Source organism: Variovorax sp. CF313, from assembly GCF_000282635.1.
Classification (GTDB): Bacteria; Pseudomonadota; Gammaproteobacteria; order Burkholderiales; family Burkholderiaceae_C; genus Variovorax.
The window spans coordinates 123,602-145,382 of the sequence record NZ_AKIW01000005.1; the positions used below are offsets into that span (position 1 = coordinate 123,602).

At 63.3% G+C, this 21,781-nt stretch carries 24 protein-coding genes and 5 pseudogenes; 8 read left to right on the forward strand and 21 right to left on the reverse strand.

Going from position 1 to position 21,781, the window contains the following annotated elements:
* Positions 1-56 precede the first annotated feature (56 nt).
* Complete coding sequence (locus tag PMI12_RS01680) at positions 57-2,252, forward strand: copper-transporting P-type ATPase (protein ID WP_272943551.1); 2,196 nt, start codon at positions 57-59, stop codon at positions 2,250-2,252.
* 35 nt (positions 2,253-2,287) lie between these two features.
* Here PMI12_RS01680 and PMI12_RS01685 read toward each other — a convergent pair whose 3' ends face one another.
* From PMI12_RS01685 to PMI12_RS01710, 7 genes and pseudogenes are all read right to left on the reverse strand, one after another.
* Positions 2,288-2,788, reverse strand: a complete 501-nt coding sequence (locus tag PMI12_RS01685) for a cupredoxin domain-containing protein (RefSeq protein WP_007828369.1) — start codon at positions 2,786-2,788, stop codon at positions 2,288-2,290.
* A gap of 50 nt (positions 2,789-2,838) precedes the next feature.
* Positions 2,839-3,056 (reverse strand): annotated as a pseudogene (locus PMI12_RS27935) (amino acid ABC transporter ATP-binding protein); the annotation flags it as partial.
* Positions 3,057-3,065: 9 nt separating this feature from the next.
* Complete coding sequence (locus tag PMI12_RS01690) at positions 3,066-3,755, reverse strand: amino acid ABC transporter permease (protein ID WP_007828374.1); 690 nt, start codon at positions 3,753-3,755, stop codon at positions 3,066-3,068.
* Complete coding sequence (locus PMI12_RS01695; protein WP_007828383.1) at positions 3,755-4,492, reverse strand: amino acid ABC transporter permease; 738 nt, start codon at positions 4,490-4,492, stop codon at positions 3,755-3,757. Before PMI12_RS01695 ends, PMI12_RS01690 begins: the two co-directional genes overlap by 1 nt.
* Positions 4,493-4,551: 59 nt before the next feature.
* Positions 4,552-5,478, reverse strand: a complete 927-nt coding sequence (locus tag PMI12_RS01700; protein ID WP_007828385.1) for a transporter substrate-binding domain-containing protein — start codon at positions 5,476-5,478, stop codon at positions 4,552-4,554.
* 22 nt (positions 5,479-5,500) lie between these two features.
* Positions 5,501-6,670 (reverse strand): trans-sulfuration enzyme family protein, encoded by a 1,170-nt coding sequence (locus tag PMI12_RS01705; RefSeq protein ID WP_007828387.1) that lies wholly within the window; start codon positions 6,668-6,670, stop codon positions 5,501-5,503.
* Positions 6,671-6,703: 33 nt separating this feature from the next.
* Entirely contained in the window at positions 6,704-7,156 is a 453-nt protein-coding gene (locus PMI12_RS01710) for a hypothetical protein (RefSeq protein ID WP_007828389.1), read from the reverse strand.
* Positions 7,157-7,252: 96 nt separating this feature from the next.
* Between PMI12_RS01710 and PMI12_RS01715 the strand changes: the two genes are divergently transcribed.
* On the forward strand, positions 7,253-8,188 hold the full coding sequence (locus PMI12_RS01715) for a LysR substrate-binding domain-containing protein (RefSeq protein ID WP_007828391.1): 936 nt from the start codon (positions 7,253-7,255) through the stop codon (positions 8,186-8,188).
* A gap of 43 nt (positions 8,189-8,231) precedes the next feature.
* Here the strand turns inward: PMI12_RS01715 and PMI12_RS01720 are convergent, their stop codons facing one another.
* The 11 genes and pseudogenes from PMI12_RS01720 to PMI12_RS01765 all read right to left on the reverse strand — a co-directional run bounded on the left by PMI12_RS01720 (position 8,232) and on the right by PMI12_RS01765 (position 15,147).
* Complete coding sequence (locus PMI12_RS01720) at positions 8,232-8,423, reverse strand: heavy-metal-associated domain-containing protein (RefSeq protein ID WP_007828393.1); 192 nt, start codon at positions 8,421-8,423, stop codon at positions 8,232-8,234.
* 226 nt (positions 8,424-8,649) lie between these two features.
* Positions 8,650-8,850, reverse strand: a complete 201-nt coding sequence (locus PMI12_RS01725) for a hypothetical protein (protein WP_042672621.1) — start codon at positions 8,848-8,850, stop codon at positions 8,650-8,652.
* Positions 8,851-8,858: 8 nt separating this feature from the next.
* Positions 8,859-9,518: pseudogene (locus PMI12_RS01730) on the reverse strand (c-type cytochrome).
* Between the two features lie 63 nt (positions 9,519-9,581).
* Positions 9,582-9,902 (reverse strand): hypothetical protein, encoded by a 321-nt coding sequence (locus tag PMI12_RS01735; protein WP_042672623.1) that lies wholly within the window; start codon positions 9,900-9,902, stop codon positions 9,582-9,584.
* Positions 9,903-10,028: 126 nt separating this feature from the next.
* Positions 10,029-10,397: a copper-binding protein gene (locus PMI12_RS01740; RefSeq protein ID WP_007828400.1), complete on the reverse strand. Its 369-nt coding sequence runs from the start codon at positions 10,395-10,397 to the stop codon at positions 10,029-10,031.
* 74 nt (positions 10,398-10,471) lie between these two features.
* Positions 10,472-10,963, reverse strand: a complete 492-nt coding sequence (locus PMI12_RS01745) for a cupredoxin domain-containing protein (protein WP_007828402.1) — start codon at positions 10,961-10,963, stop codon at positions 10,472-10,474.
* A 47-nt stretch (positions 10,964-11,010) separates the two neighbouring features.
* Entirely contained in the window at positions 11,011-12,426 is a 1,416-nt protein-coding gene (locus tag PMI12_RS01750; RefSeq protein WP_007828403.1) for a multicopper oxidase family protein, read from the reverse strand.
* 31 nt (positions 12,427-12,457) lie between these two features.
* Complete coding sequence (locus PMI12_RS01755) at positions 12,458-13,882, reverse strand: TolC family protein (protein WP_007828404.1); 1,425 nt, start codon at positions 13,880-13,882, stop codon at positions 12,458-12,460.
* The gene (locus tag PMI12_RS27940) at positions 13,879-14,250 is read right to left on the reverse strand and encodes a hypothetical protein (RefSeq protein ID WP_157632097.1); all 372 of its coding nucleotides are present in this window, start codon (positions 14,248-14,250) and stop codon (positions 13,879-13,881) included. The genes PMI12_RS01755 and PMI12_RS27940 overlap by 4 nt, the downstream gene beginning before the upstream one ends.
* A gap of 116 nt (positions 14,251-14,366) precedes the next feature.
* Positions 14,367-14,801 carry a hypothetical protein gene (locus PMI12_RS01760; RefSeq protein WP_007828408.1) on the reverse strand — a complete coding sequence of 145 codons (435 nt, stop codon included), beginning with the start codon at positions 14,799-14,801 and terminating at the stop codon, positions 14,367-14,369.
* Between the two features lie 58 nt (positions 14,802-14,859).
* The gene (locus PMI12_RS01765) at positions 14,860-15,147 is read right to left on the reverse strand and encodes a hypothetical protein (protein WP_007828410.1); all 288 of its coding nucleotides are present in this window, start codon (positions 15,145-15,147) and stop codon (positions 14,860-14,862) included.
* 190 nt (positions 15,148-15,337) lie between these two features.
* Between PMI12_RS01765 and PMI12_RS01770 the strand changes: the two genes are divergently transcribed.
* The 4 genes and pseudogenes from PMI12_RS01770 to PMI12_RS01785 all read left to right on the forward strand — a co-directional run bounded on the left by PMI12_RS01770 (position 15,338) and on the right by PMI12_RS01785 (position 18,931).
* Positions 15,338-16,021 carry a heavy metal response regulator transcription factor gene (locus PMI12_RS01770; RefSeq protein WP_007828412.1) on the forward strand — a complete coding sequence of 228 codons (684 nt, stop codon included), beginning with the start codon at positions 15,338-15,340 and terminating at the stop codon, positions 16,019-16,021.
* Positions 16,018-17,424, forward strand: a complete 1,407-nt coding sequence (locus PMI12_RS01775) for a heavy metal sensor histidine kinase (protein ID WP_007828414.1) — start codon at positions 16,018-16,020, stop codon at positions 17,422-17,424. Before PMI12_RS01770 ends, PMI12_RS01775 begins: the two co-directional genes overlap by 4 nt.
* A gap of 188 nt (positions 17,425-17,612) precedes the next feature.
* Positions 17,613-18,269, forward strand: a pseudogene (locus PMI12_RS01780) (type II restriction endonuclease); the annotation flags it as partial.
* 212 nt (positions 18,270-18,481) lie between these two features.
* Complete coding sequence (locus tag PMI12_RS01785) at positions 18,482-18,931, forward strand: hypothetical protein (protein ID WP_007828419.1); 450 nt, start codon at positions 18,482-18,484, stop codon at positions 18,929-18,931.
* 25 nt (positions 18,932-18,956) lie between these two features.
* Here the strand turns inward: PMI12_RS01785 and PMI12_RS27945 are convergent.
* From PMI12_RS27945 to PMI12_RS01790, 3 genes and pseudogenes are all read right to left on the reverse strand, one after another.
* Positions 18,957-19,172 (reverse strand): annotated as a pseudogene (locus tag PMI12_RS27945) (IS30 family transposase); the annotation flags it as partial.
* A 73-nt stretch (positions 19,173-19,245) separates the two neighbouring features.
* Positions 19,246-19,509, reverse strand: a pseudogene (locus PMI12_RS27950) (transposase); the annotation flags it as partial.
* A gap of 781 nt (positions 19,510-20,290) precedes the next feature.
* On the reverse strand, positions 20,291-20,668 hold the full coding sequence (locus tag PMI12_RS01790; RefSeq protein ID WP_337459770.1) for a helix-turn-helix domain-containing protein: 378 nt from the start codon (positions 20,666-20,668) through the stop codon (positions 20,291-20,293).
* A gap of 105 nt (positions 20,669-20,773) precedes the next feature.
* Between PMI12_RS01790 and PMI12_RS01795 the strand changes: the two genes are divergently transcribed.
* Both PMI12_RS01795 and PMI12_RS01800 read left to right on the forward strand, forming a co-directional pair.
* Positions 20,774-21,154 (forward strand): hypothetical protein, encoded by a 381-nt coding sequence (locus PMI12_RS01795; protein WP_007828424.1) that lies wholly within the window; start codon positions 20,774-20,776, stop codon positions 21,152-21,154.
* Between the two features lie 2 nt (positions 21,155-21,156).
* Positions 21,157-21,597: a hypothetical protein gene (locus PMI12_RS01800; RefSeq protein ID WP_007828425.1), complete on the forward strand. Its 441-nt coding sequence runs from the start codon at positions 21,157-21,159 to the stop codon at positions 21,595-21,597.
* Positions 21,598-21,781: the final 184 nt, after the last annotated feature.

Consider the following 21,781-nt stretch of genomic DNA (forward strand, 5'->3'; position numbering starts at 1 on the left):
CGGCGCCGGACGGACGACCTCACGAAGGCCAGCACGTCATGCCAGACGGCACCGTGATGGACGATGCCCACCATGGCCACAGCCACCACGCCCATGCGCACGCTGCCGCCAAGCCGGCGGCCGAGGGCGACCAGGGTCAGGTCGAGTACACCTGCCCGATGCACCCTCAGGTGCGTCAGATGGGTCCGGGCAACTGCCCGATTTGCGGGATGACGCTCGAGCCGGTGCTGGCGACGGCAGAGCAGGGCGAGAGCCCCGAGCTGCGGGACATGACGAAGCGGTTTTGGGTCGGCATGGCGCTCACGGTGCCGGTCTTTGCCCTGGAGATGGGCGGACACCTCTTCAATATCCACCACCTCATCGCGCAGCAGCCCTCGAACTGGGTGCAATTGCTGCTGGGAACACCGGTCGTGCTGTGGGCAGGTTGGCCCTTCTTCGTGCGTGCTGTGGCATCGGTGAGGAACCGAAGCCTGAACATGTTCTCGCTCATCGCGTTGGGCACCGGAGCGGCCTGGATCTACAGCATCGTCGGGACCGTCGCGCCCGGGCTGTTTCCGGCTGAACTTCGGCTGCAAGGCGGTGCCGTTCAGGTCTACTTCGAGGCTGCGGCGGTGATCACGGTGTTGGTGCTGCTGGGCCAGGTGCTCGAGCTTCGAGCGCGCGAGAAGACGTCCGGGGCCATCAAGGCCCTGCTCGGGCTTGCGCCGAAGACCGCGATCAAGGTGAAGGCCGATGGTTCGGACGAAACCGTTCAGGTCGATGCCATCCAGGTCGGTGACCTCCTGCGCGTGCGACCTGGCGAGAAGGTCCCGGTCGACGGCGAACTCACCGACGGCAAGGGCAACGTCGATGAGTCGATGGTCACGGGCGAACCCATTCCCGTGGCAAAAGCGGTCGGCTCCAAGGTGACTGCCGGAACGCTCAACCAGACCGGGGGCTTCGTCATGCGCGCCGAGAAGGTCGGCGCGGATACGCTGCTCTCGCAAATCGTTCACATGGTGGCGGCGGCCCAGCGCAGCCGCGCGCCCATCCAGCGCATGGCCGACCAGGTTGCGGGCTGGTTCGTGCCGATCGTCATCCTGATCGCGGTCATCACGTTCGGCGTCTGGCTGGTGTGGGGCCCCCCGCCGGCGTTCAGCTACGCCCTCATCACGGCGGTCGCCGTTCTCATCATTGCCTGTCCGTGTGCGCTGGGCCTGGCCACGCCGATGTCCATCATGGTCGGGGTCGGCAAGGGCGCGCAGCACGGCGTGCTTGTCCGCGATGCGGAAGCGCTCGAGCGCATGGAAAAAGTCGACACGCTGGTGCTCGACAAGACCGGGACGCTGACCGAGGGGCGGCCGAAAGTCGTCCACGTCGAACCGACCGAGGGTTTCAGCAAGGACGACGTACTGCAGAAGCTCGCGAGCGTCGAGCGGGCCAGTGAACACCCGTTGGCCCTGGCCATCGTGAACGCGGCGCAGGAGGGAAAGTTGAACCTGTCCGCCGTCACGGACTTCGACTCGCCCGTCGGCAAGGGTGTGGTCGGCACGGTCGACGGACAGCAGGTGGTCTCGGGCAGCGCGAAGTTCCTGGCCGAGAGCGGCATCGAATCGGCGCCATTGAACCAGGCTGCGGAAGAGCAGCGCGCCAAGGCGGCCACCGTCATCTTCGTCGGCGTCAATGGCAAGCTCGCCGGCTTCGTCGCAATCGCCGACCCCATCAAGGCCACGACGCCCCAGGCGCTCCAGCTGCTGAAGGCTGCAGGTATTCGCATCGTCATGCTCACGGGCGATGGCAAGACGACGGCCGAAGCTGTGGGCAAACAGTTGGGCATCGACGAAGTCGTTGCCGAGGTGTTCCCCGAGGACAAGGTCGCGGTCGTGCAGCGCCTGATGAAAGAGGGCCGGGTCGTGGCCATGGGCGGCGACGGCGTCAACGACTCGCCAGCGCTTGCCGCCGCCACGGTTGGCATCGCGATGGGCACCGGCACCGACGTGGCGATGGAAAGCGCCGGCATCACGCTGCTCAAGGGCGACCTGATGGGCATCGTTCGCGCGAGGACGCTGTCGCACGCCGTCATGCGCAACATCCGCCAGAACCTGTTCCTCTCGTTCGCCTACAACGTGGCCGGCATCCCGCTTGCGGCAGGGGTGCTCTACCCCTTCTTCGGCATGCTCCTGTCGCCGGTCGTTGCCGCTGCGGCGATGGCGCTGTCGTCGGTCAGCGTGATCGGCAACGCGCTCCGACTGCGGACGGTGAAGGTGGAGTAGCGTTTCTCACCACGGCGTGTCCCCCGGCGTCGCCCTCAAGATCCTGCGGCGGCCGCCACTTTGACCTTGCCGACCATGCCTGCTTGATAGCGCCCCGCGATGAGGCAGGCGAAATCGAATTCGCCCGCACGATTGAAGGTCCAGACGATTTCGCCGGTCTTGCCAGGAGCGACGTGCGCCATGTAGGGCTCGGAATGCGCCATGCCCGGGAACTTCATCATGAGTGCGGCATGGTCGTCGAGCTCCTTCTTCGTGCCGATCACGAACTCGTGCATGGCTTTTCCTTCATTGTGGATGGCGAGCTTGACGGTCTCGCCCTGCTTGACCTCGATGCGATCGGGTGTGAAGCGCATGCTGTCATTCATCTTGAATTCCAGCGTTCGCCTGGCCGCACTCGCATCGCCCGCGATGCCCCATTCTTTTTGCTCCTTGCGTACCGGTCCGCTCGACGCACTGTGATCCTCGTCGCCATGTGCGAGGGCCAGGCCCGAGAACGCCAGGGTGCTGGCGAGCACCAGTGTCTTGATCGATTTCATGTGTTTCCTTTGGTAGGTGATGGGCTTGTCTGTGAAGGGGCGGTGGTTTTTATGCGCAGTCCCCGCTCGACCGCTTCCGCACGCGAGCGCTTGAGTACCTGGACTTGCGCCAGCACGAGGTTCTCCGTCACGCTCAGATGCGGAAAGAGTTCGAAGCGCTGGAACACCATGCCGACCCGACCACCTCACCTTCGCGAACGTGGGTGCTGCATTCCGTGAGCACCGCGAACTGGCCGTACCACTTGGAGACGTCGTTGATTTCGATCATGGAGTTCATTCAGATCGCAGCCGCGGCCTTGCGCCGCTGCAGCCAGGTGACCCACCAGGCGCCTGCCGTGCACAGCACCAGATAGACGACAGCGACCAGAATGTAGATCTCGACCACGCGCCCGTCGCGTTGTCCCACCTTGCTGGCCGCCCCGAGGAAGTCGTTCAGGCTGATCACGTAGACCAGCGAGGTGTCCTTGAGCAGGGCGATGGTCTGGTTGATGAGCGAGGGCGTCATGTTGCGAAACGCCTGCGGCAGGATCACGTGGCGCAGGGCCTGCCACGGCGACATGCCGAGCGACTGCGCCGCCTGCATCTGGCCCGCGCGCACGCTGCCGATCCCGGCGCGAATGATCTCGCAGTAGTAGGCCGACTCCGCGAGCACGAACGCCACGAGCGCAGCATAGATCGGCCCGACGCCGAGGTTCGCATCTCCGGTCACGGCCCGCAGCAGGACGGGCATCAGGAAGTAGATCCACAGGATCGTGAGGATCAGCGGGATCGAGCGGAACAGGTTCACATACCCGGCCACCAGCGCCGCGATCGGACGCGGCGCGAAGATCCGGGTGATGGCCAGCAAGGTCCCCAGCGCGATGCCGGCCGCCATCGAGACCACCACCAGGAAGGCGGTCATCTGCAGGCCCTGCATCAGGTAGGGCCAGGCGCGCTGCAGAGAGGCCCAGTCGAAGTCGTAGCCCATCACGCGGCTCCCAGCAGGCCAGGCACCCGCGTGCGGCGCTCGACGTGGCGCATCAGCACGATCACGCCATAAGTGATGGCCACGTAGATCAACGTCGACGCGATGAAGGCCTCGAAGGGATGCGCGCTGAACTCGCTGAACTGGCGCGTCTGCCCGGTCAGCTCCATGAGGCCGATGGTGAGCGCGACGGCCGAGTTCTTGAACACGTTCAGGAAGTCCGAGGTCAGCGGAGGAATGACGGTGCGCAAGGCCTGCGGCAGGATCACGTGGCGATAGGCCGCCGTGGTGCCCAGTCCGAGCGCCATGGCAGCCTGTTTCTGGCTGCGCGGCACCGACTCGATGCCCGCGCGCACCTGCTCGGCGGCCTTCGCGGCGGTGTACAGCGTCAGGCCTACCAGCACGGTGAGGAACTGGTTCGTGGTCGGGTTCATCTGCTTGAGTGCATTGCCCCATTCGACGGGCAGCAGCTCCGGCACCACGAAGTACCAGAGAAAAAGCTGCACCAGCAGCGGTGTGTTGCGAAAGCAGTGGATGTAAACCGTGGACAGGTATCGCGCCGTGCGGCTCGGCAAGGTCCGGGCCACGCCGGCGAAAAGGCCGATGCCCAGCGCCAGCGTCCAGGCCAGCAACGACAACACGACCGTCCACAGCAACCCGCGCAGCAGCATCAGGCCGTACATGCCTTCACCCGTGACCGAGGGTTTGAAGAAGATCAGCCAATCCCAGGTGTAGTGCATCTTGAAAGTGCTTGGAGACGGTTCGTGAAGCGGTGGTCGAACTTGTGGCGTTCGGCGCCTTACAGCGGCTGGTCGTTCGGGTGACGCAGGAGTTCCTGCATGTCGGGCGACATCGGGAAGTTGACCGTCACGCTGCCCTTCACCGCGATGGGCTTCAGGAAGTACTTCTCGTACAGCGAGGCGAATTCGCCGGAGCGCATCATTCCGGTGATCACGCCGTCGACGAGCTTCTTGAAGGCGACGTCTCCCTTGCGCAGCATGCAGCCATAGGCTTCCTTTTGCTGCGGCACACCGACCACTTCCCAATCCGCCGGGTTCCTGGCGCGAGCGATGTTGCTGAAGAGAATGATGTCGTCCTGCGTCGCTGCCACCGCGCGGCCCGTCTCCACGGTCAGGAAGTTCTCGTTGATGTCCTTGGCCAGGATGATGTTGATGCCCCACTTGTTCTTCTCGTTGAGCTGCCGCAGCATGCGCTCCGCGGTGGTGCCCGCACTGACCACGACGTTCTTGCCGACAAGGTCGGACCAGTGCTTGATGCCGGAATTCTTGCGCACCAGCAGCCGTGCGCCAACGACGAAGAACGTCGTCGAGAACGACACCTGGTTCTGCCGCTCCGCGTTGTTCGTCGTCGAGCTGCACTCCAGATCGACGGTCTGGTTGGCCACCAGCGGAATGCGCGTCTGCGGCGTGACTTCCAGGGCCTTGACGTCCAATTTCGCCAGCTTGAGGTCCTTCTTCGCCCGGTCGACCACGCGCTGCGCGATCTCCCAGGCAAAGCCCGCCTGCTTGTTGTTGTCATCCAGGTAGTTGAACGGGATGGAAGCGCCTCGCGTGGCCACCGTGATCGTCCCGGTGTCCTTGATCTTCTTGAGCGTGCCCTCCAGCGGCGGCGCGGTTTGCGCGGCGACACCGGCGCACAGCGCGAGGCCTGTTACGGCGAGAAAGGAGCGAATCAACGCAGTGTGAAAGGTCGGCTTGAGGGTCATCGCGGGCTCCAGATGGCGTGAATCAGAGGTTGAAACTCGTTTCGCAGGCGCGCAAGGCGCCTTGCAACTCGTCAAGCAGCGCTTGGGGATCGTCCAGGCCGATCGACAGACGGATGACAGGGCCTCGGACGTCGCAGAAATTGCGCTTGGCCAGCTCTTCCGCCGGATAGAAAGCAGCGATGCTGCGCACACCTCCCCAGCTGGCACCGATGGAGAACAGCTTCAGATTCCCGAACAGCGCCCGGTAAGCGTCGTAGGGGCCGTCCAGCAGCTGCAGCGACATCACGCAGCCGGACTGCCTGAAGTCACGCGCCCAGAGCGCATGGTCCGGCGCGCCGGGCAGCGCGGGAAAGAGCATCCGGCGCACCAGGCGATGCGCTGCGAGCCGCTCGGCGATCAACTGTGCGCTGGTCGCCTGGCGCTCCATGCGCACCTGCATCGTGTCCAGACCTCGGGCAACCAGGAAGCAGTCCTCAGGGCTCACGGCCAGTCCCATCTGCGACTGGAGTCCGCGCAAGGACTTGTACAGGCATTCGTCGTTGGTCGCGATGCTGCCCATCAACACGTCCGAATGGCCGCCCATGTACTTGGTGCAGGCGTGAATGCACAGGTCGACGCCACGTGCCAAGGCCGCGAATCCCAGCGGACTGGCCCAGGTGTTGTCAATGGCGGTCAGTACGCCACGGGCACGCGCCACGGCGGTGATCGCCGGCACGTCTTCCACTTCCATCGTCACCGTGCCGGGGGACTCCAGCCAGATGAGGCGCGTGTTCGGACGCACCAGGCGTTCGATGTCCGCACCGATCCGCGGCGGATAGAACTCGACCTCGATGCCGAGCGCTTGCAGCCGCTCGACGGCGAAGGACTTGGCCAGGCCGTAGGCGGCGTCGGTCATCAGCAGGTGATCACCCTTCTTGAGCAACGCCAGGAGCGTGCTGCAGATCGCCGCCTGCCCGGAGGGAAAGACGACGCAATGTGCGGCACCGTCCAGTTCGGCGATGCGTGTCTCCAGGGCGCGCTGCGTCGGCGTGCCCGTGGTGCCGTAGCTGAAGCCATCCGGCAGACGGGTGCGGCGATTCACGAAATCGTCGAGTGAATCGAAGACGACCGTGGAGGCACGCCACACCGGCGGGACCAGGCTGGCGAATGCACCACGAGGAGAGGTGCCAAGATTGGGGATGGAAGAGTTCACGATGAAAGACGGGGCTGTTCGTTGGACGTGCGATCAGTTGGCAGGTGCGGATTCGATGAGCTGCAGCGCCTGCTTCATCTGGTCGACGGCCATGTTCTCGAGATCGGTGTAGACCTTCATCTCCACCGACAGACGGGCGAAGGTTTCCTTGGCCGCGGCGATCTTGGCCGGGTCGTTGGTCTTCGGATTGGCCAGTGCCGCCTCCAGGCGCTTGTACTCGCTGGTGAGGAAGGCCGGTTGTTCGCCGATGGCGCGCAGGCCGGCGTTGGTCATCGAGCGGATGCGCAACACCATCTTCACGTCCGACTGCTCCATCTCGCCCTGCGCACGCTCCAGCGCGAGCTTCGCGGCCAGCGCCTGCTGACTATCGGGCTTTTTGGTGGCGGCGATGGTCCGGAACCTGGCGATGTCGCCGGAAAAATCGTGCGCCCATGCAGGCGCGGCACATGCGAGGACGGTCACTGCAAGAACTGTTTGAAGTTTCATGTCGCTTCTCCGGAAGGTGGCTGAAGACGCCAACTCTAGGACGACAGGGATAATCTGATTCGCGCTCGAAATTCTTTCTCCATAAGCGGTTGTTATATGTTGCTCCGAGAGATCGAGGTGTTCCGTTCCGTGATGTCCGTCGGCTCCGCGAGCAAGGCGGCCGCGCTCCTGGGCGTCACGCAGCCCGCCATCAGCCAGTCGTTGCGCAGGCTCGAGGAAGCGGCGGGATTCCCGCTGTTTCGCAGGCTGCGGGGCCGGCTGCAGCCCACGCCCGAAGCGCATGCCTTGCTGGTCGAGGTCGAGCGCGTCTTCGTGGGTCTCAGCAGCATCGAGCACCGCATGCGCAGCCTCAAGCGCTTTGGCGTCAACACGCTGCGCATGGCGGTCTATCCGGCCTTCGGCCTGACCTTCGTCCCGCGAGTCCTGTCGCGGCTGGTGGCCGAGCGCCGCGACAGCGACGCCCGGCCGCAGATTTCGCTGCAGGTGCTCAGCTCGCGGGAGGTGCACGAGGCCGTGCAGGGGCGGCAGGTCGACTTCGGGCTGATGGCCGACGAGATGCCGACGACAGGCCTGGAGCACTCCGAGTTCGCGCGCTTCCCGGGTGTAGTTGTGATGCATGCGAAGCACCGCCTGACCAAGGCCAGGGCCATCCAGCCGCATCAGCTCGCGGAAGAGCCATTCCTTGCACTCAACCCCGAGGACGCATCCCGGCGACGTCTGGAACGCGCCTTGGCGGAGTGCAACGTCGGGTTGAGCGTGCTGGTCGAGACCCCCTACGCGGCGAGCGTGTGCGAGATGGCCTTGAGCGGGATGGGCATCGGGTTCGTCAATCCGGTCACCGCAATGGAATACGCCCAACGCGGCCTGGCCATCCGTCCGCTGTCCCTGGAAGTCTCCTTCGCGGGGGTGTTGGTGCTTCCCCCTGGGCAGCCGCTGTCCGGCCTCGCCCTGCGAGTGCTTCAGCTCATGCGCATCCAGTTGGCCGAAGACCAGAAGGCCCTCGCGAATCTCCTCAAACCCCGCGCCGCATAGCGCCACTACAGCCGATTGAGGCCGATGTCCCGTGCGTTGCGGATCACTTCGGCGGGTAGCCGGCTTCCGTCAGGGCCGCGATCACAGATGCGCGGTCTTCGGCGCTGTCGACGCGCACCGTCTTGGTCGGCAGGTCGACTTCGATCTTCGCTGCGGCGTCCAGATTCTTGACGGCCTGGGCGATCCGGCTCGCGCAGCCACCGCAGGACATTGACTGGATGACGAACTCTTGCATGAGAGACTCCTTGATCGAAAGTGGTTCCAGTTTCAGGCTTGACATCGTGTGAAGGTCAAGCGACTGGCATCAAATCCTTCAACGGCGTGGTTTCTTGCATTCAGGCTTTTCAAGAGGCCGGGCGAAGCGAATCGCAGGAACAGTTGGTCAGCGTCCTCGTGACTTGTCTCTGCGAGGCAGACGCAAGGGGGGCTGAATGCATACAGACAAGGACGCCGCCGGGCCTCTAAGACTGGCCGGCGGCGGACGCGATGTCTGTCAGACGCTCGCTCCACCAGGACTTCCGGCGCTGCCACACGATGACGGCCACGAAGATGACAACTCCAACGAGCCAGGCGACGAACATCGTGCCGACAACATTGGTTGAAACCCATCGTCCCGTCACATACATGCCTACCTCCTGAGGCGAGGGCAGCTCTGGACGCATGGCGTCATTCAATGAAGCCCCGCGATGTAATCGGACACAGCCTTGATCTCGCGATCGTTGAGCTTCGCTGCAACGCCGCTCATGGGCACGCTGTTGAGTCGCCCTCCATCGCGAAACGCGGTCAGCTGCGCGGCGATGTATTCGGCGTGTTGTCCGCCCAGTCGGGGGTACTGGATCGGGATGCCCGCCCCGTTGGGGCTGTGACAGCCCGCGCAGGCCGGCACACTGCGGTCCCCGACGCCGCCGCATTAGATCTTCTCGCCCAACGCCACCAGATCCTTGTCCTTCGCAAACCCCGGCTTGATGGGCTTGGAGCCCAGGAACCAGGCGACGTCGCGCATTTCCTGCTCGGAAAGCATCGCCGCCATGCCGCTCATGACTGCGCTTTTTCTCTTGCCGGATTTGAACTCCTGCAGTTGCTTGAGCAGGTACTCAGGATGCTGCTGGGCCAGCTTGGGATTGGCGGGGATAGCCGAGTTTCCATCCCCGCTGTGGCACGCGGCGCATGACTTGCCATTGAAGACGACTTCGCCGTTCGCAATGTCGGGTTTTGCCGATTTGGCGGGGACTCTGTCGATCGGCGCTGGCAGGGCAGGATCGGCCGCGAAAGAAAAGCCGGAGGACAATCCGCCGAGAGCGGCTAGCAAAAGAGGCGCGAACAATTTCATGGGGTGCTCAGGTTTGGCGGGAGGCTGGCTGCAAAGATGGCCGGAGATCGTGCGCAGGCCGATTCAGCCGGGTGGCAGTTGTGCATGCGACAACACGCGAATGGTTGTGCCGCACCTGTCGACGTTGGCCGAAACGATGTCGCCCAACTCGGCGGATGTCGCCGGATTCAGCATCACGACGTGCGCGTGGCGCTGCCCGTGGAGCGATCGACCGGGATCGCGAAGCGCTGTCCGGCAAGTTCGTAGGAGCCGGCCGTCTTCCTGCAATTCAATCTCTTCGATGAAGCTGCCACGGTTGTAGACGTGCATCGGTGAGAAGCAGCCGGCCCCAATATTCTGGGTCGTCACGTAGTCCTCACCATCGCAGAGGCGCGACTTGTTCAACAGGATATGCCGTGGCAGTCTTTCGCACCGGTGGAGCAGATCGTTCGGGCGCGCGTCCTCGAAACAGTGCAGGGAGCCTGCGGCGAGCCAGATGTCATTCCTGCACAGCGCCTGGTGAAGATGCGCTCAGCGAGCTGATTCGATCTTCGTGACCATGATCTTTCCGTCGATCTTTTCCGCCTGGAAGCGGACCTTGACGCCGGTCTCGACCTTGTCGAGCATGGCGTCGTCCTTGACCCCGAACACCATCGTCATGCCAGGCATGTCCAGGTTCTTGAGCGGGCCGTGCTTGATCGTGAGCTTCTTGTTGTCCTTGTCCACCTTGCGGATCTCGCCTTCGGTGAGATCCGACGCCGCGGCAGCATCCGCTGCGCCGGCGGCCGGCGCCTTCTCGGACATGCCCGGCATGTCGGACTTGGAAGATTGCGCGCTGGCCGTGCCAGCGAACGAGAGTGTGGCAACGAATGCCAAGAGTGCGATGCGAATGTTCGACATGAGAATCTCCTTGGATATGAATGAAATTGAAGCCCGCCGCGTCCCGATAGAGGCCCGCGGCGCGCGTTTGGCGCTTACTTCCCGGTCTTGGTCACGTTCACGGCGCCCTTCATGCCGGCGTCGTAGTGGCCCGGCTGCAGGCAAGCGAAGTCGACCTTTCCGGCCTGGGTGAACTGCCAGACGATCTCGCCGGTCTTGCCCGCGGCCAGCGTCACCATGTTCGGATCGGAGTGCTCCATCTCCGGGTTCTTCTTCATGACTTCGTAGTGCTCCTTGAGCTCCTTCTCGGTCCCGATCACGAGTTCGTGCTTGAGCTGGCCAGAGTTCTTGATGACAAAGCGCACGGTCTCACCTTGCTTGACGCTGATGTTGGCCGGCGTGAAGCGCATGCTGTCGGTCATGTCGACGTTGATGGTGCGCGTCGCCTTGGTGGCCACGCCGGGCTTGCCGATCGCCTCGTCGGCATCGTGGCCGTGGCCACCGGCATGGGTGCCCGACGCCGAAGCGCCGGCGGCGGCCAGTGCGAGCAGTGCAGCGAGAGTGGTGTTGCGGAAGGTGTGTTTCATGGTTTTCCTTTGAGAGGTTGGAAGGTTTGAGGGGAGTGGAAAAAATGTCAGTGGCCGGAATGACCGCTGGCGGGCTTGCGGATCTGAACTTCGATGTTCTTGGCGGGCATGTTCCGAGCGGGCATCGCGGCTGCGCCGGCGCCGCGCTGGCGCGGGGTTTCCGGCGGCGGGCCGTCCAGTTCGTAGGCGACCGTGCCTTTGGGGTGCTTGAACCAGCCGGGATTGGAGTAGTCACCGGCCTTCTGGTTTTTGCGCACCTTGACCACACTGAACATGCCGCCCATCTCGACCGAGCCGAAGGGGCCTTCGCCCGTCATCATTCGCGCGGTGTTGTCCGGGATCGGCATCTCCATCTCGGCCATGTCGGCCATGCCGCGCTCGCCCATGACCATGTAGTCCGGCACCAGGTTCGAGATCTGCTTGGCGACGTCCTTGTGGTCCAGGCCGATCATGGTCGGCACGTCGTGGCCCATGGCGTTCATCGTGTGATGGCTCTTGTGGCAATGGAAGGCCCAGTCGCCTTCTTCGTCGGCCAGGAAATCGATCTGGCGCATCTGGCCGACCGCCACGTCCGTGGTCACCTCGTACTGCCTGGAACTCTTGGGTGTCGGTCCCCCATCGGTGCCCGTGACCAGAAACTCGTGCCCATGCAGGTGGATCGGGTGGTTTGTCATCGTCAGGTTGCCGATGCGGATGCGCACCTTGTCGTTGAGCCTGACGTTGAGCGAGTCGATACCGGGAAAGATCCGGCTGTTCCAGGACCACAGGTTGAAGTCCAGCATCGTCATGATCTTGGGCGTGGCGCTGCCGGGCTCCACGTCGTAGGCGTTGAGCAGGAACACGAAGTCGCGGTCGACCTTCTCGATCAGCGGATGCTCGGCCTTCGGATGCGTCACCCAGAAGCCCATCATTCCCATCGCCATCTGCGTCATCTCGTCCGCGTGCGGGTGGTACATGAAGGTGCCGGGACGGCGCGCCACGAATTCGTAGACGAAGGTCTTGCCCGGACGGATCGGCGGCTGGTTCAGGCCTGCGACCCCATCCATGCCGTTGGGCAGGCGCTGGCCGTGCCAGTGCACGCTGGTGTGCTCCGGCAGCTTGTTGGTCACGAAGATCCGCACCCGGTCGCCTTCCACCACTTCGATGGTGGGGCCGGGCGACTGGCCGTTGTAGCCCCACAGATTGGCCTTGAAGCCCGGCGCCATCTCGCGCACCACGGGCTCGGCCACCAGGTGGAACTCCTTCACGCCATTGTTCATGCGCCAGGGCAGGGTCCAGCCGTTGAGCGTGACCACGGGGTTGTAGGGGCGTCCGCTCGAGGGCATCAGCGGAGGCATGGTGTTGGGCGTCGTCTGGAGCACAGGCTCGGGCAAGGCGGCCATGGCCACCTTGCTCACGCTCGCGGTTGCAATGGCGCCCGTGATGGCACCGGCACCGCTCAGGAAATTGCGTCTGTTGGTCATGTCGTTCAAATCGTTGATGAGCCCGGGGGCACTAGTGGGCGGCGCCAGTGGAGGCGCCTTCGCCACCCGAGCTGGCCGTCGCGGCGCCCATGGACGTGGGCTTGCCCATCACGGAAGCCGCGAGGGCGGCGTCGGCCAGCCAGAACTGCTGCTGGGCGTTGACGGCGTTGGTCACGCTGGAGATCTGGTCGCGCGCTTCGGCCAGCAGTTCGAAGACGCCGATCAGCATGCCGTTGTAGCGAAGCACGTTTTCGTCGGCCATGGCCTGGCGCAGCGGCACGATCTCGTCGCGGTAGTGCCGCGCGATGTCGTAGGCCGTGCGGTAGGCCGAGTAGCCTTCGCGCAACTGCGAAGAAGCGCCGCGCACGGTGGCGTCATATCGGTTGGCCGCGGCCAGGGACTGAGCGTTCAATGCATCGCGTTGCGCAGAACCCCAGTCGAACAGCGGCAACCGGATGTCGAGCTCGAAGCCACGCCGGGTGCTCTTGGTGCCCTCCGCGTTGTCGAACACTGTGTCGCGACGACCACCCACTTCGACGTCGATGAAGGTCGACAGCAGGTTGATGCCCTGCGACTTGCCTGCCACATCCAGCTGGGCGCGGGCGAGTTGGACATCGAGACGCTGCTCCGTCGCAGTGGCTGCGACTTCCTTCGCCTCGCGAGGTGCCTTCGGCAGGTCGGGCAAACGCTCGGGCAAGGTCAGCTTGGCGGCCTGGGCATCGTCCAGTCCCAGGACACGGATCAGTTCCTCGCGCGCGGCCGTCATGGCGTGCTGCGCGGAGGCGAGCTGAGTGGTTGCGTCTGCATGGAACACCTGCTGGCGCGCGCGCTGGAGCTTGCTGAAGTTGCCGATGAGCTGCATCCGGCGTGCGAGCTCGGCGCTGGCCTGGGCTGACTTGTTGACCTGCTCCGCGTACTGCAACGATTGCTGTGCGGCGACGGCACGGACCCAGGTCTGTCTGACCTGGGTGACCTGGTCGACCACGGCGCCTGTCAGCTGGACATTGGCCTGGTTGGCCTGGCTCTTCGAGATCGACAAGCGCTGCGGCAGCAAGATGAGGTCCACCAGCCCGAAGGACAACAGACGTCCGAGCTCGAGTTCGCTGTTCAGGCGCATGCGCTCGAACGTGAAGATCGGGTTGGGCAGCCGGCTGCTCTGGTTTGCGGCAGCAATGTCGCCCCAGCTCTGGGCAATCAGGGCCTGGACGGAGGGACTGTTGGCCAGGGCGAGTTGCACCGCATCGTTCTGCGACAGCGGCTTGGCCAGCAGTTCCTGCGTCAACGCAGAGCGGCGATCACGCTGCTCCTGGGTCCGGCTGAGTTCGAGCTTGCCGCCGGTGAACTGCTTGGCATTGGTGTTCGTGTCCTTCAGGGCGTCGTCGATATCGACCGAGGCGCACCCGGCCAGAAATGCGGCTGCGACGGCGATGGCCGTCAAACGCAAGGCGCGCTTCATGGCTTCTCCTTCTTCGCAGGCATAGGCATGGAATGGCCTGGCTGCGTGGCAGGTGCAGCGGCTGCGCCCTTGGGCGATTCGGCCTCAGCCGTGCCGGTGCCCGACGCCTCCTTGGCGTAGGCTTGCCAGCCACCGCGGCGGTAGACCGTCTCGTTGGCCTCCTTCCAGGGGATGGGCTTTTCGTCAGCAAAGGATTGATAGCCTTCGAGCGCGGATTTAAAGGTCAGGACTGGCGGCGGTGCCGCGGTCGCGGCCGAGCCAGCAGATGTAGGTGCGGGAGGTGGCGTGGGCGCAGGCTGGGCCACGGCGGCCAGTGCCACCATAGCGGGGAAAACAGCCAGCCAACGGGCTGACGATGAATGGAACATGGGGTTCTCGCAAGTTCATGAACGGATTGCGTGCGAGCTGCCCGAAAGGGCATGACGCAGGCGATGCATGAGCGTCCGCGGCGGCCCGTGACGCGAGTCACAGGCGCACGAACGCGTTAGGCGCGAGGAGGCTTGTCGAGTACGCGCGGCGCGAGCGTGACCATCGTGATGGCCGGCTCCACCAGATCGGCGTGCGGAAGATCGTGGAAGACGGCCAGGTCCAACGTGCTGGTCAGCGCCGTGGCATGGCACGCGCCGCACGTGCCGCACTTGTGCATCGTGTCAGGCTCCGCACTTGCGGTCTTGTCGGTGCCGTCTTTCGCCGGTGGCTTGGCGGCCTGTGCCGCCTCGTGGTGATGGTCGCTGCGCCCGTCGGCATGCGGAGACCGGGCATGGTCATGCCCCCCGGACAGCTCGACAGACATGTCGGCCATCGCACCGGCATGTCCGGGTCCGCAAAAGACCATGGCTGCCGCCGCGTACCCCTGAAAGGGCACGGCGAACATCACGATCCAGAGAACGAACAGGCGAACCCGATACATGCGCAGCATTCTGGTTGGAGCGGTGTGTCAGGTGGCCCGTGCGTATATCCAGTTCTGCGCACAACCCTCAGGGTTGCGCCTGCGCACGAGCCTTGCTCGTGTCGGCCTTGGGCGCTGGCAGGGGCGCACCGAGCCTTGCCGCGGCGTCCCAGTTGGGCTGCTTCTGCGCGGCTTCCAGTTCGGCCGCCACCTGGGCATCGGTCTTGGCGGCGCCGGCCTCGGCCGGGTGGTAGACCACGCCGGCTTCGTTCGGCGCGAAGTGAGAGGAACCTTCCGCGTAGGCCGCGAGCGGTGCGACGAACGCGCCGCCCACGCCTGCGGCGAGTGCGAACGAAAGGATTTGACGGTTCTTCATGATGGTCTCCTTCAACGGTTGGCTCAATTTCGTGAGCTGCACTGAACTCGCCTGGATCGACAACCGAGCCGGCGGTGCCAGCCTGTCGACCGGCATGCAAGCACTCTAGGAAGCCAGTCCGCCAATCACCCATCACTTGGATTACAAAGAAGTAATCCACGCACGAGACCTCGCGCCGTACCATTTGGCGATGCGCATACTGGTCATCGAAGACGAACACAAGCTCGGCGATTACCTCGTGAAGGGACTCACCGAGAGCGGCTTCGTGGTCGACCTCGCGCGCACCGGTATCGAGGGACGCAGCCTTGCGATCGATGGGGACTACGACCTTCTGGTTCTCGACGTGATGCTTCCTGGCATCGACGGCTTTGCGGTGCTGGATGCAGTGCGCAAATCCAGATCGATGCCGGTGCTGATGCTGACAGCGCGTGACGAAGTAACCGATCGGGTGCGCGGACTCCAAAGCGGTGCGGACGACTATCTTGCCAAGCCGTTCGCCTTCTCCGAATTGCTCGCCCGAATCCAGGCCCTCCTGCGTCGCGGCAAGTTGCACGAGGTGTCGAACTACGTGCTCAAGGACCTGCGCCTCGATGTGGTTGCGCGCAAGGCCTCGCGCAACGGACATCGGCTCGAGTTGACCGCCAAGGAGTTCGCGCTGTTGACCCTGCTCATGCGCCGCCAGGGCAACGTGCTGTCGCGCACGCAGTTGGCTGAGCAGGTGTGGGACATGAATTTCGACAGCGACACCAACTTGGTGGAAGTGGCCATCCGGCGGCTGCGCAGCAAGATCGACGATCCTTTCGAAGAGAAGTTGCTGCACACGGTGCGCGGCATGGGGTATGTGCTGGAGAGCCGGCAGGGCAGCGGATCGTGAACGCCATCGAAACCATCGGAGAGTCCAGCGCCGTAGCCGACCTCGTGGTTGTCAAGTCAGCGGCAACCGATGCGGCCTCCAACACCGAGAGCACAGGCTCCATCCAGGCCGCGCTGTCTCTTTGGTTTGCGGCGCAGGCCTTGATCGGCCTCAGCCTCGTCTGCGTGGCGATCTACGCCGTCACGGCGTGGAGCTTTCAAGTCAAGCAGGCCAGCGAGTTCGAGCGCCAGTCCGAACTGATCAGGCACCTGATCCAGGAGTCGCGGGGCGATACAGGGACGGACGGGTTGCGTCACAAGCTGGACGATTTCTTCCTCACGCATGCCGAGATCAGCCTGGTGCTTCGCCGCGGCGACGAGACCATCTACTCGACCACGCCCACCCGGGCATCCGCGCGCTGGCTGTGGAAGCCGACAGAAGAGCATCCGGCACAGCCGGGTGAGGCCACCATGCAACTGCAGCTCGGCATCGACATCCAGGAAGACTCCCGGCTCCTGAGTCGGCTTGCCTGGACGCTGGTCGGCGCGGTCGTGCTGGGGTCCGCAATGATCGCCCTGACCGGTGCGCTGCTGGTGCGCCGGGGCCTGAAACCCTTGAAGAAGCTGATTCGGCAGACCGCAGCCACGGGACCGGCACACCCCGGACGGCGTATCGATCCCTCCCCGTATGCCTCCGAAATCACCCCTTGGGTCGCGCAGTTCAACGCGGTGCTCGACCGGGCCGAGCAGGCCTATCAGCAACTGGAATCGTTCAACGCGGATGTCGCGCACGAACTGCGCACGCCGCTGGCCAACCTGATCGGGATGGTGGAAGTGGAACTGGCGCGGCCCAGATCGGTCGAGGAACTACGCGATGCCCTGCTGTCGGCACTCGAAGAAGCAAGGCGCGTCTCTGCGATCGTGATCGACATGCTCTTTTTGTCCCACGCGGACCGTGGGGCGGTTGCACGCCGCTCGGCCCCGGTCAGCCTGGCCGACCAGGTGCGCACGGTGCTGGACTTTCATGAGGCCACGCTGGAAGACGTCGGACTGAAGGTGCATGTCAGCGGCGATGCGACTATTGGCGTCGACGCCGCACTGGTGCGTCGGGCATTGTCGAACCTGCTGAGCAACGCTAGCCGGTATGCGACGCCCGGCTCCACGATCGCGGTTGCTATCGACATGCAACCCGATGGCGTCTGGATCAAGGTTGCCAACCGGGGCGAGCCGGTCTCCGCTGATGTGTTGCCTAATCTTTTCAAGCGCTTCTTTCGGGCGGAACGGTCTCGCACCGATTCGTCGGAGCACCACGGACTCGGCCTGGCAATAGTGGCCGCGATCGCGCGAATGCATGGAGGCCAGACCCGCGCCACATCCCGATCCGGCGTCACCGAGATCAGCTTTTCCATGACGCCGGAAGGCTGATACGCCTTGCTTACCGCGTCGTTCTCCTCCCTGACGACGCGCGAGCCATCTTTGCCTCATGCGGCCTATTGCTAGATTTGGCTGTAAGTCGACTGCTAGAGATTCCTGCGCGAAACACTGACCCGGCCAGATCGAGCCGTGCTTCAATCAATGGCGTCGTGCCCTGCGCACTTCAACCTTCTGCGCTCATGTCTCCTGGTCTTGAAGTTCTCATCGGTCACTGGAAGGTCGACCCACTAAGCACCTACAACTCGTGGTTTCTGTGGGAAGAGCGGCTGAAGAACTTCCGTTCCATCCGCCGTGGCCTGGCCTAGGTGGTCAAGGACATTGATGCTGGCACCTTCGGCAGCGCGTTCCGCGGCTCTTCGCTCGAGACGGTCGTGGGTTCGGTGGCAGAGCAGCGCCAGATCTTCAAGGGCGCCGAGCACGCGTTTCTCTGGAAGCCCAAGCTGCGCATCCCCGACATCTATGAGAACGCCGCCAACCAGCGCGCCTTCGCCCGACTGCTGCATGCGTGCGACTGTTGCGATAACGCCTAGGAGGTGATCGAGGCCATCCGCCGGATCGACGCGCATCAGATCAAAGGCCTTGGGCCGGCTGTGGCGAACTTGCTGTACTTCGTTCATCCCACGATCGTGATGCCGTTCAACACGGCGATTGTGAAGGGCTACAACGCGGTCACCGGCAGCAACGTCAAGCTCGGCAAGTGGGACCATTACCTTTCCATGCGCGACGGCTGCCTTCGGCTGAACGACCAGCACCGCCAGTTGCTGTCCAACGACATGGGCGCACTGGCAGGCCTCCTCTTCGATATCGGCTCAGGCCGGCACGCGGCGCCGCCGCGCACAAGCGCTGGGCCACCGATTTCTCGTCTGCTTTGACACATTGAAGATGTGTCGTCATCGCGGACGTTAACGCGGTGATGGATAACGCAACTGTAATCTTCGTGTGCGGTAACTCGCCGACCGGCGGCCTAGAGTTGATGCATCGGAAAGAGGCAAGCCACAGAGCTGTTCACTTCCGGATCGCCAACCCTCTCATTGCCAAAGGATCGAACATGAAGACTTCCCTCAAGACCTCCCTGACGCTGGCCGCATTGCTCGGCGCGATGGCTAGCCCCGCGCTGGCCGGCAACTATGCCGAAGGCGATCCCCGCCCGGCGCCGCTGAGCTCCAGCACCAGCCGCGCAGCCGTGGCCTTGGACACGCAGCGCTGGCTGCAGAGCTCGATGGACCAGGGCTACCCCGAGGGCAATCCGCGCGCTGTCGTGAGCGTGTCCTCCAACACCCGTGCCACGGTTCAAGCCGACACCCTGGCCTGGATGCGTTCGGGTCTGGCCGCGGCCACGAACGGCGAAGCGGGTGCAGACACAACCCGCCCCGCCTACCGGCAAGCCGCTGCCGAGTACGCGCGCCTGCGCGGTGAACAGCCCGAATTCGGCGCACCGGTGGAACGTCTCACCCAGCAGGGTCAACTGCCGGATGCACCCGCGACCGCTCGTCGCTGATGTACGGAGCCGCCAGACACAACGGATACCTTCCCGATATGGGGTCCGACATGAACAATGGCATGCCGCCACGATGACAGAACCAACGCGTGCCCACCGGTTGCGACACGCCAACGGCCTCGGCCGCCTTCGCACTCGTAATTCCGGTGGCAATCTGCTCCCAGAACCGCCGCTCTACCTCTCGCCGAAGCGAAGGAGCACCGGGTGAGCGCATTGCACCTCGCCCCGCTAACTTGTGCATCCACCCCGCGGGTCGTCCCATAAACACCTCCATGATTGAAAGTGTTGCGACGACCGGTTGAATCCGCCGCGGCTTTTTTCAAGATGTCGCGCTCCATCTTGAGCTTGGCCACTTCCTTGCGCAGCCTGGCCAACTCGGCGTCCTGGGCCGTCTGCCTGCCATTGCCCGGGAAGGCCTCCTGCGGCGCCTCACGCAACTCGCGAACCCATTTGCGCAGCACGTTCTCGTGCACATCCAGGTCCTTGGCTGCCTGGGCCACGGTCACCCCGCGCTCGGTGACCAGCTTGACCGCCTCGAGCTTGAACTCTCGGCTGAATGTCCTTCTTCTTCTCTCCATGAACCACATCCGGTTTCATCTTCCACCTGAACAAGGTGTCTTTGAAACCGGCAGCTGCCCACTTGCCGCACAGCCCGTACAAGTGCGAACTGACGACCAGTGAGCGGAACGGCAAGCGCTGGTCTTGGGGATCTACGGTAGATTGGCCGAGAAAAAATCTACTCAATTCGAGCGAAATGGCCAGAGTTCGCCTCCAGTCACAAAACTTTTGTGACTTTAGGCTTTCGTTGACTTGGAGACCGCGCAAACTTTGGCCGTCGTTCAAGTTTTTGGTGCCTGTTTGCACGGCTTTCGCCTGCGGCACCCAGGGATTGGGGGAGAGGCGAGGATCAATTGCTTGTCCGAGAGTGGGCGTTTTTCGGTAAACGTGGCCGAGAATTCCCGATGTAAATCAAAGGCTTACAGAGCTTACTGCTACTTGGATGAGGTAAGTTTGGCCGAGAGATGCGTCAGCGACGAACTCGGCGCAACTGAACTGATCGCCTTGGTCCGCGTTGCCGATTCCGCGGCGCTTCCCGACTGCCTCGCCTCCTGCGCGGCGTCAACGGCCAAGTCGGTCTCCATCGGGATCCGCGCCCCAGTGGCTCGCCCAGGCCAGCACCGCCACCAAGTACACCCAGCCCCGGGGCCATTGGCACGCAGGTGATGTCCAGTGTCCGAACTTAGTTGGCTTGCTCGATGACTAGGCTCCGGCAGGTATAGAGAGGGGGCAGGGGGGAGAACGAGCGCATGTGGATAACTGCCTGCCGAGCGCGTTGAGGCGGTCACAGCCTCCTGGTCGCTACAAACGGGAAACCACCGGCGAAACCAGAAGCGAGACGTCAACGTCCAAGGCATACGCAAGGCGCTCAAGGTTGTCGAGGGAGATATTCCTTTCCTCCCTCTCGACGGACCCTACAAACGTCCGATGAAGCCCGGCAGCCTCGGCAAGCTGCTCCTGGGAGATGCGGCGTTCTGCGCGGATGACACGCAGATGGAAGGCCACCCTTTGCCTTGCACTTTGCGTTCTTGGTTGAGGTTGGCCCATCCACCAAGAATTCCCTGTCTGGCATTTTTTATCGACAGCGCTAAGATATCTATTAGATGTATTTGAGTAGCAAAATAGCTTACTGAGGCGCAATGAGAGGTGTTTATATGGCTTGTTGAGTTGCTTGAGCATCAGGTCAGCAAGGCATCCGCGACCAAGCTTCACATTGGGCTGCAACCTATAGGGTTCATTTTTATGTTTATGACGATGGATTCACATGAGGTGAGGATCTCTTCCATGCTGGCCGGTCCCGGTGCGAAATGCTGGAGGGCGGTCCAGTTGAACTTGTCGATCCCCTTCTTCTTTCCGACCTGGGTGGTACAGGAAGACGACCTCGAGGTCCCGGAGCGTGCTCTGCTGATCTATGAGAGCGATTTCCTCGATCTCTTCGAGAGCGTCGGACCGCAGTCGCTGCGATACCTCCAGTATCTGGCGCCGATGGAGAGCGATCGTGATCGCTGGCAAATTCGAGACATTCGAAAGATCTGGTCGGCAACCAGCGCCGATGCCGATCAAGTCGAACTTCTGGTCCTCGAAGACGAGAGCGGAGCGCAGTTCACACACTACGGCATGCGCACGTCGTTCAGCATTCAGCGTCAGATCTGGCCGGTCAACTGAGAATGGAAATCCCGCTTCTGACGGCCCTTGCCGTCGTCTTGGTTCTCTTCTATTGGGTCTGGATCACATCCCCGCGCTCGATTCAGGTCGGGCGCGAACGGTTGCTGCGAGAGCAGGGCCAAATCACTGGGGCAACGTTCTTCCCGGTCGATCCCCGGCGCATGCTGGGCTATTGGGAAGAAACTTGCATCCTGTTCGATCCCGATGCCCGCAAGGCCTGCATCGTCAGTCGCGGAAAGAAAGCCCGGACGGTCGATTTCGACTACTTCAACACTTGGCAACTCAAGTGGACCGAATATCCCGGGAATCCGGTGTTTCGCTTTCAGCACGTGCACTTCCTCTTCGAGACCAGTGACTTCGATCGTCCGACGATCCGCGTCGCCGTGCCGTCCCGGTCCGATGGCGAGGCATGGAATGCCAAGCTCTCGATCCTGATGTCCTGAATGCGCTGCTGAAAAATGGGTCTACCGATGTGAAGCTGCTCATCCTTTCGGACCTGCACCTCGAGTTCGGGATCTTCAACGTCCCGAAGGTCGACTACGACGCAGTGATCCTTGCTGGGGACATCTTCGTCCCCGGTTCCAAGGCCATGCGCTGGGCCCGGCGAGCAGTCAATTTCGGTGACAC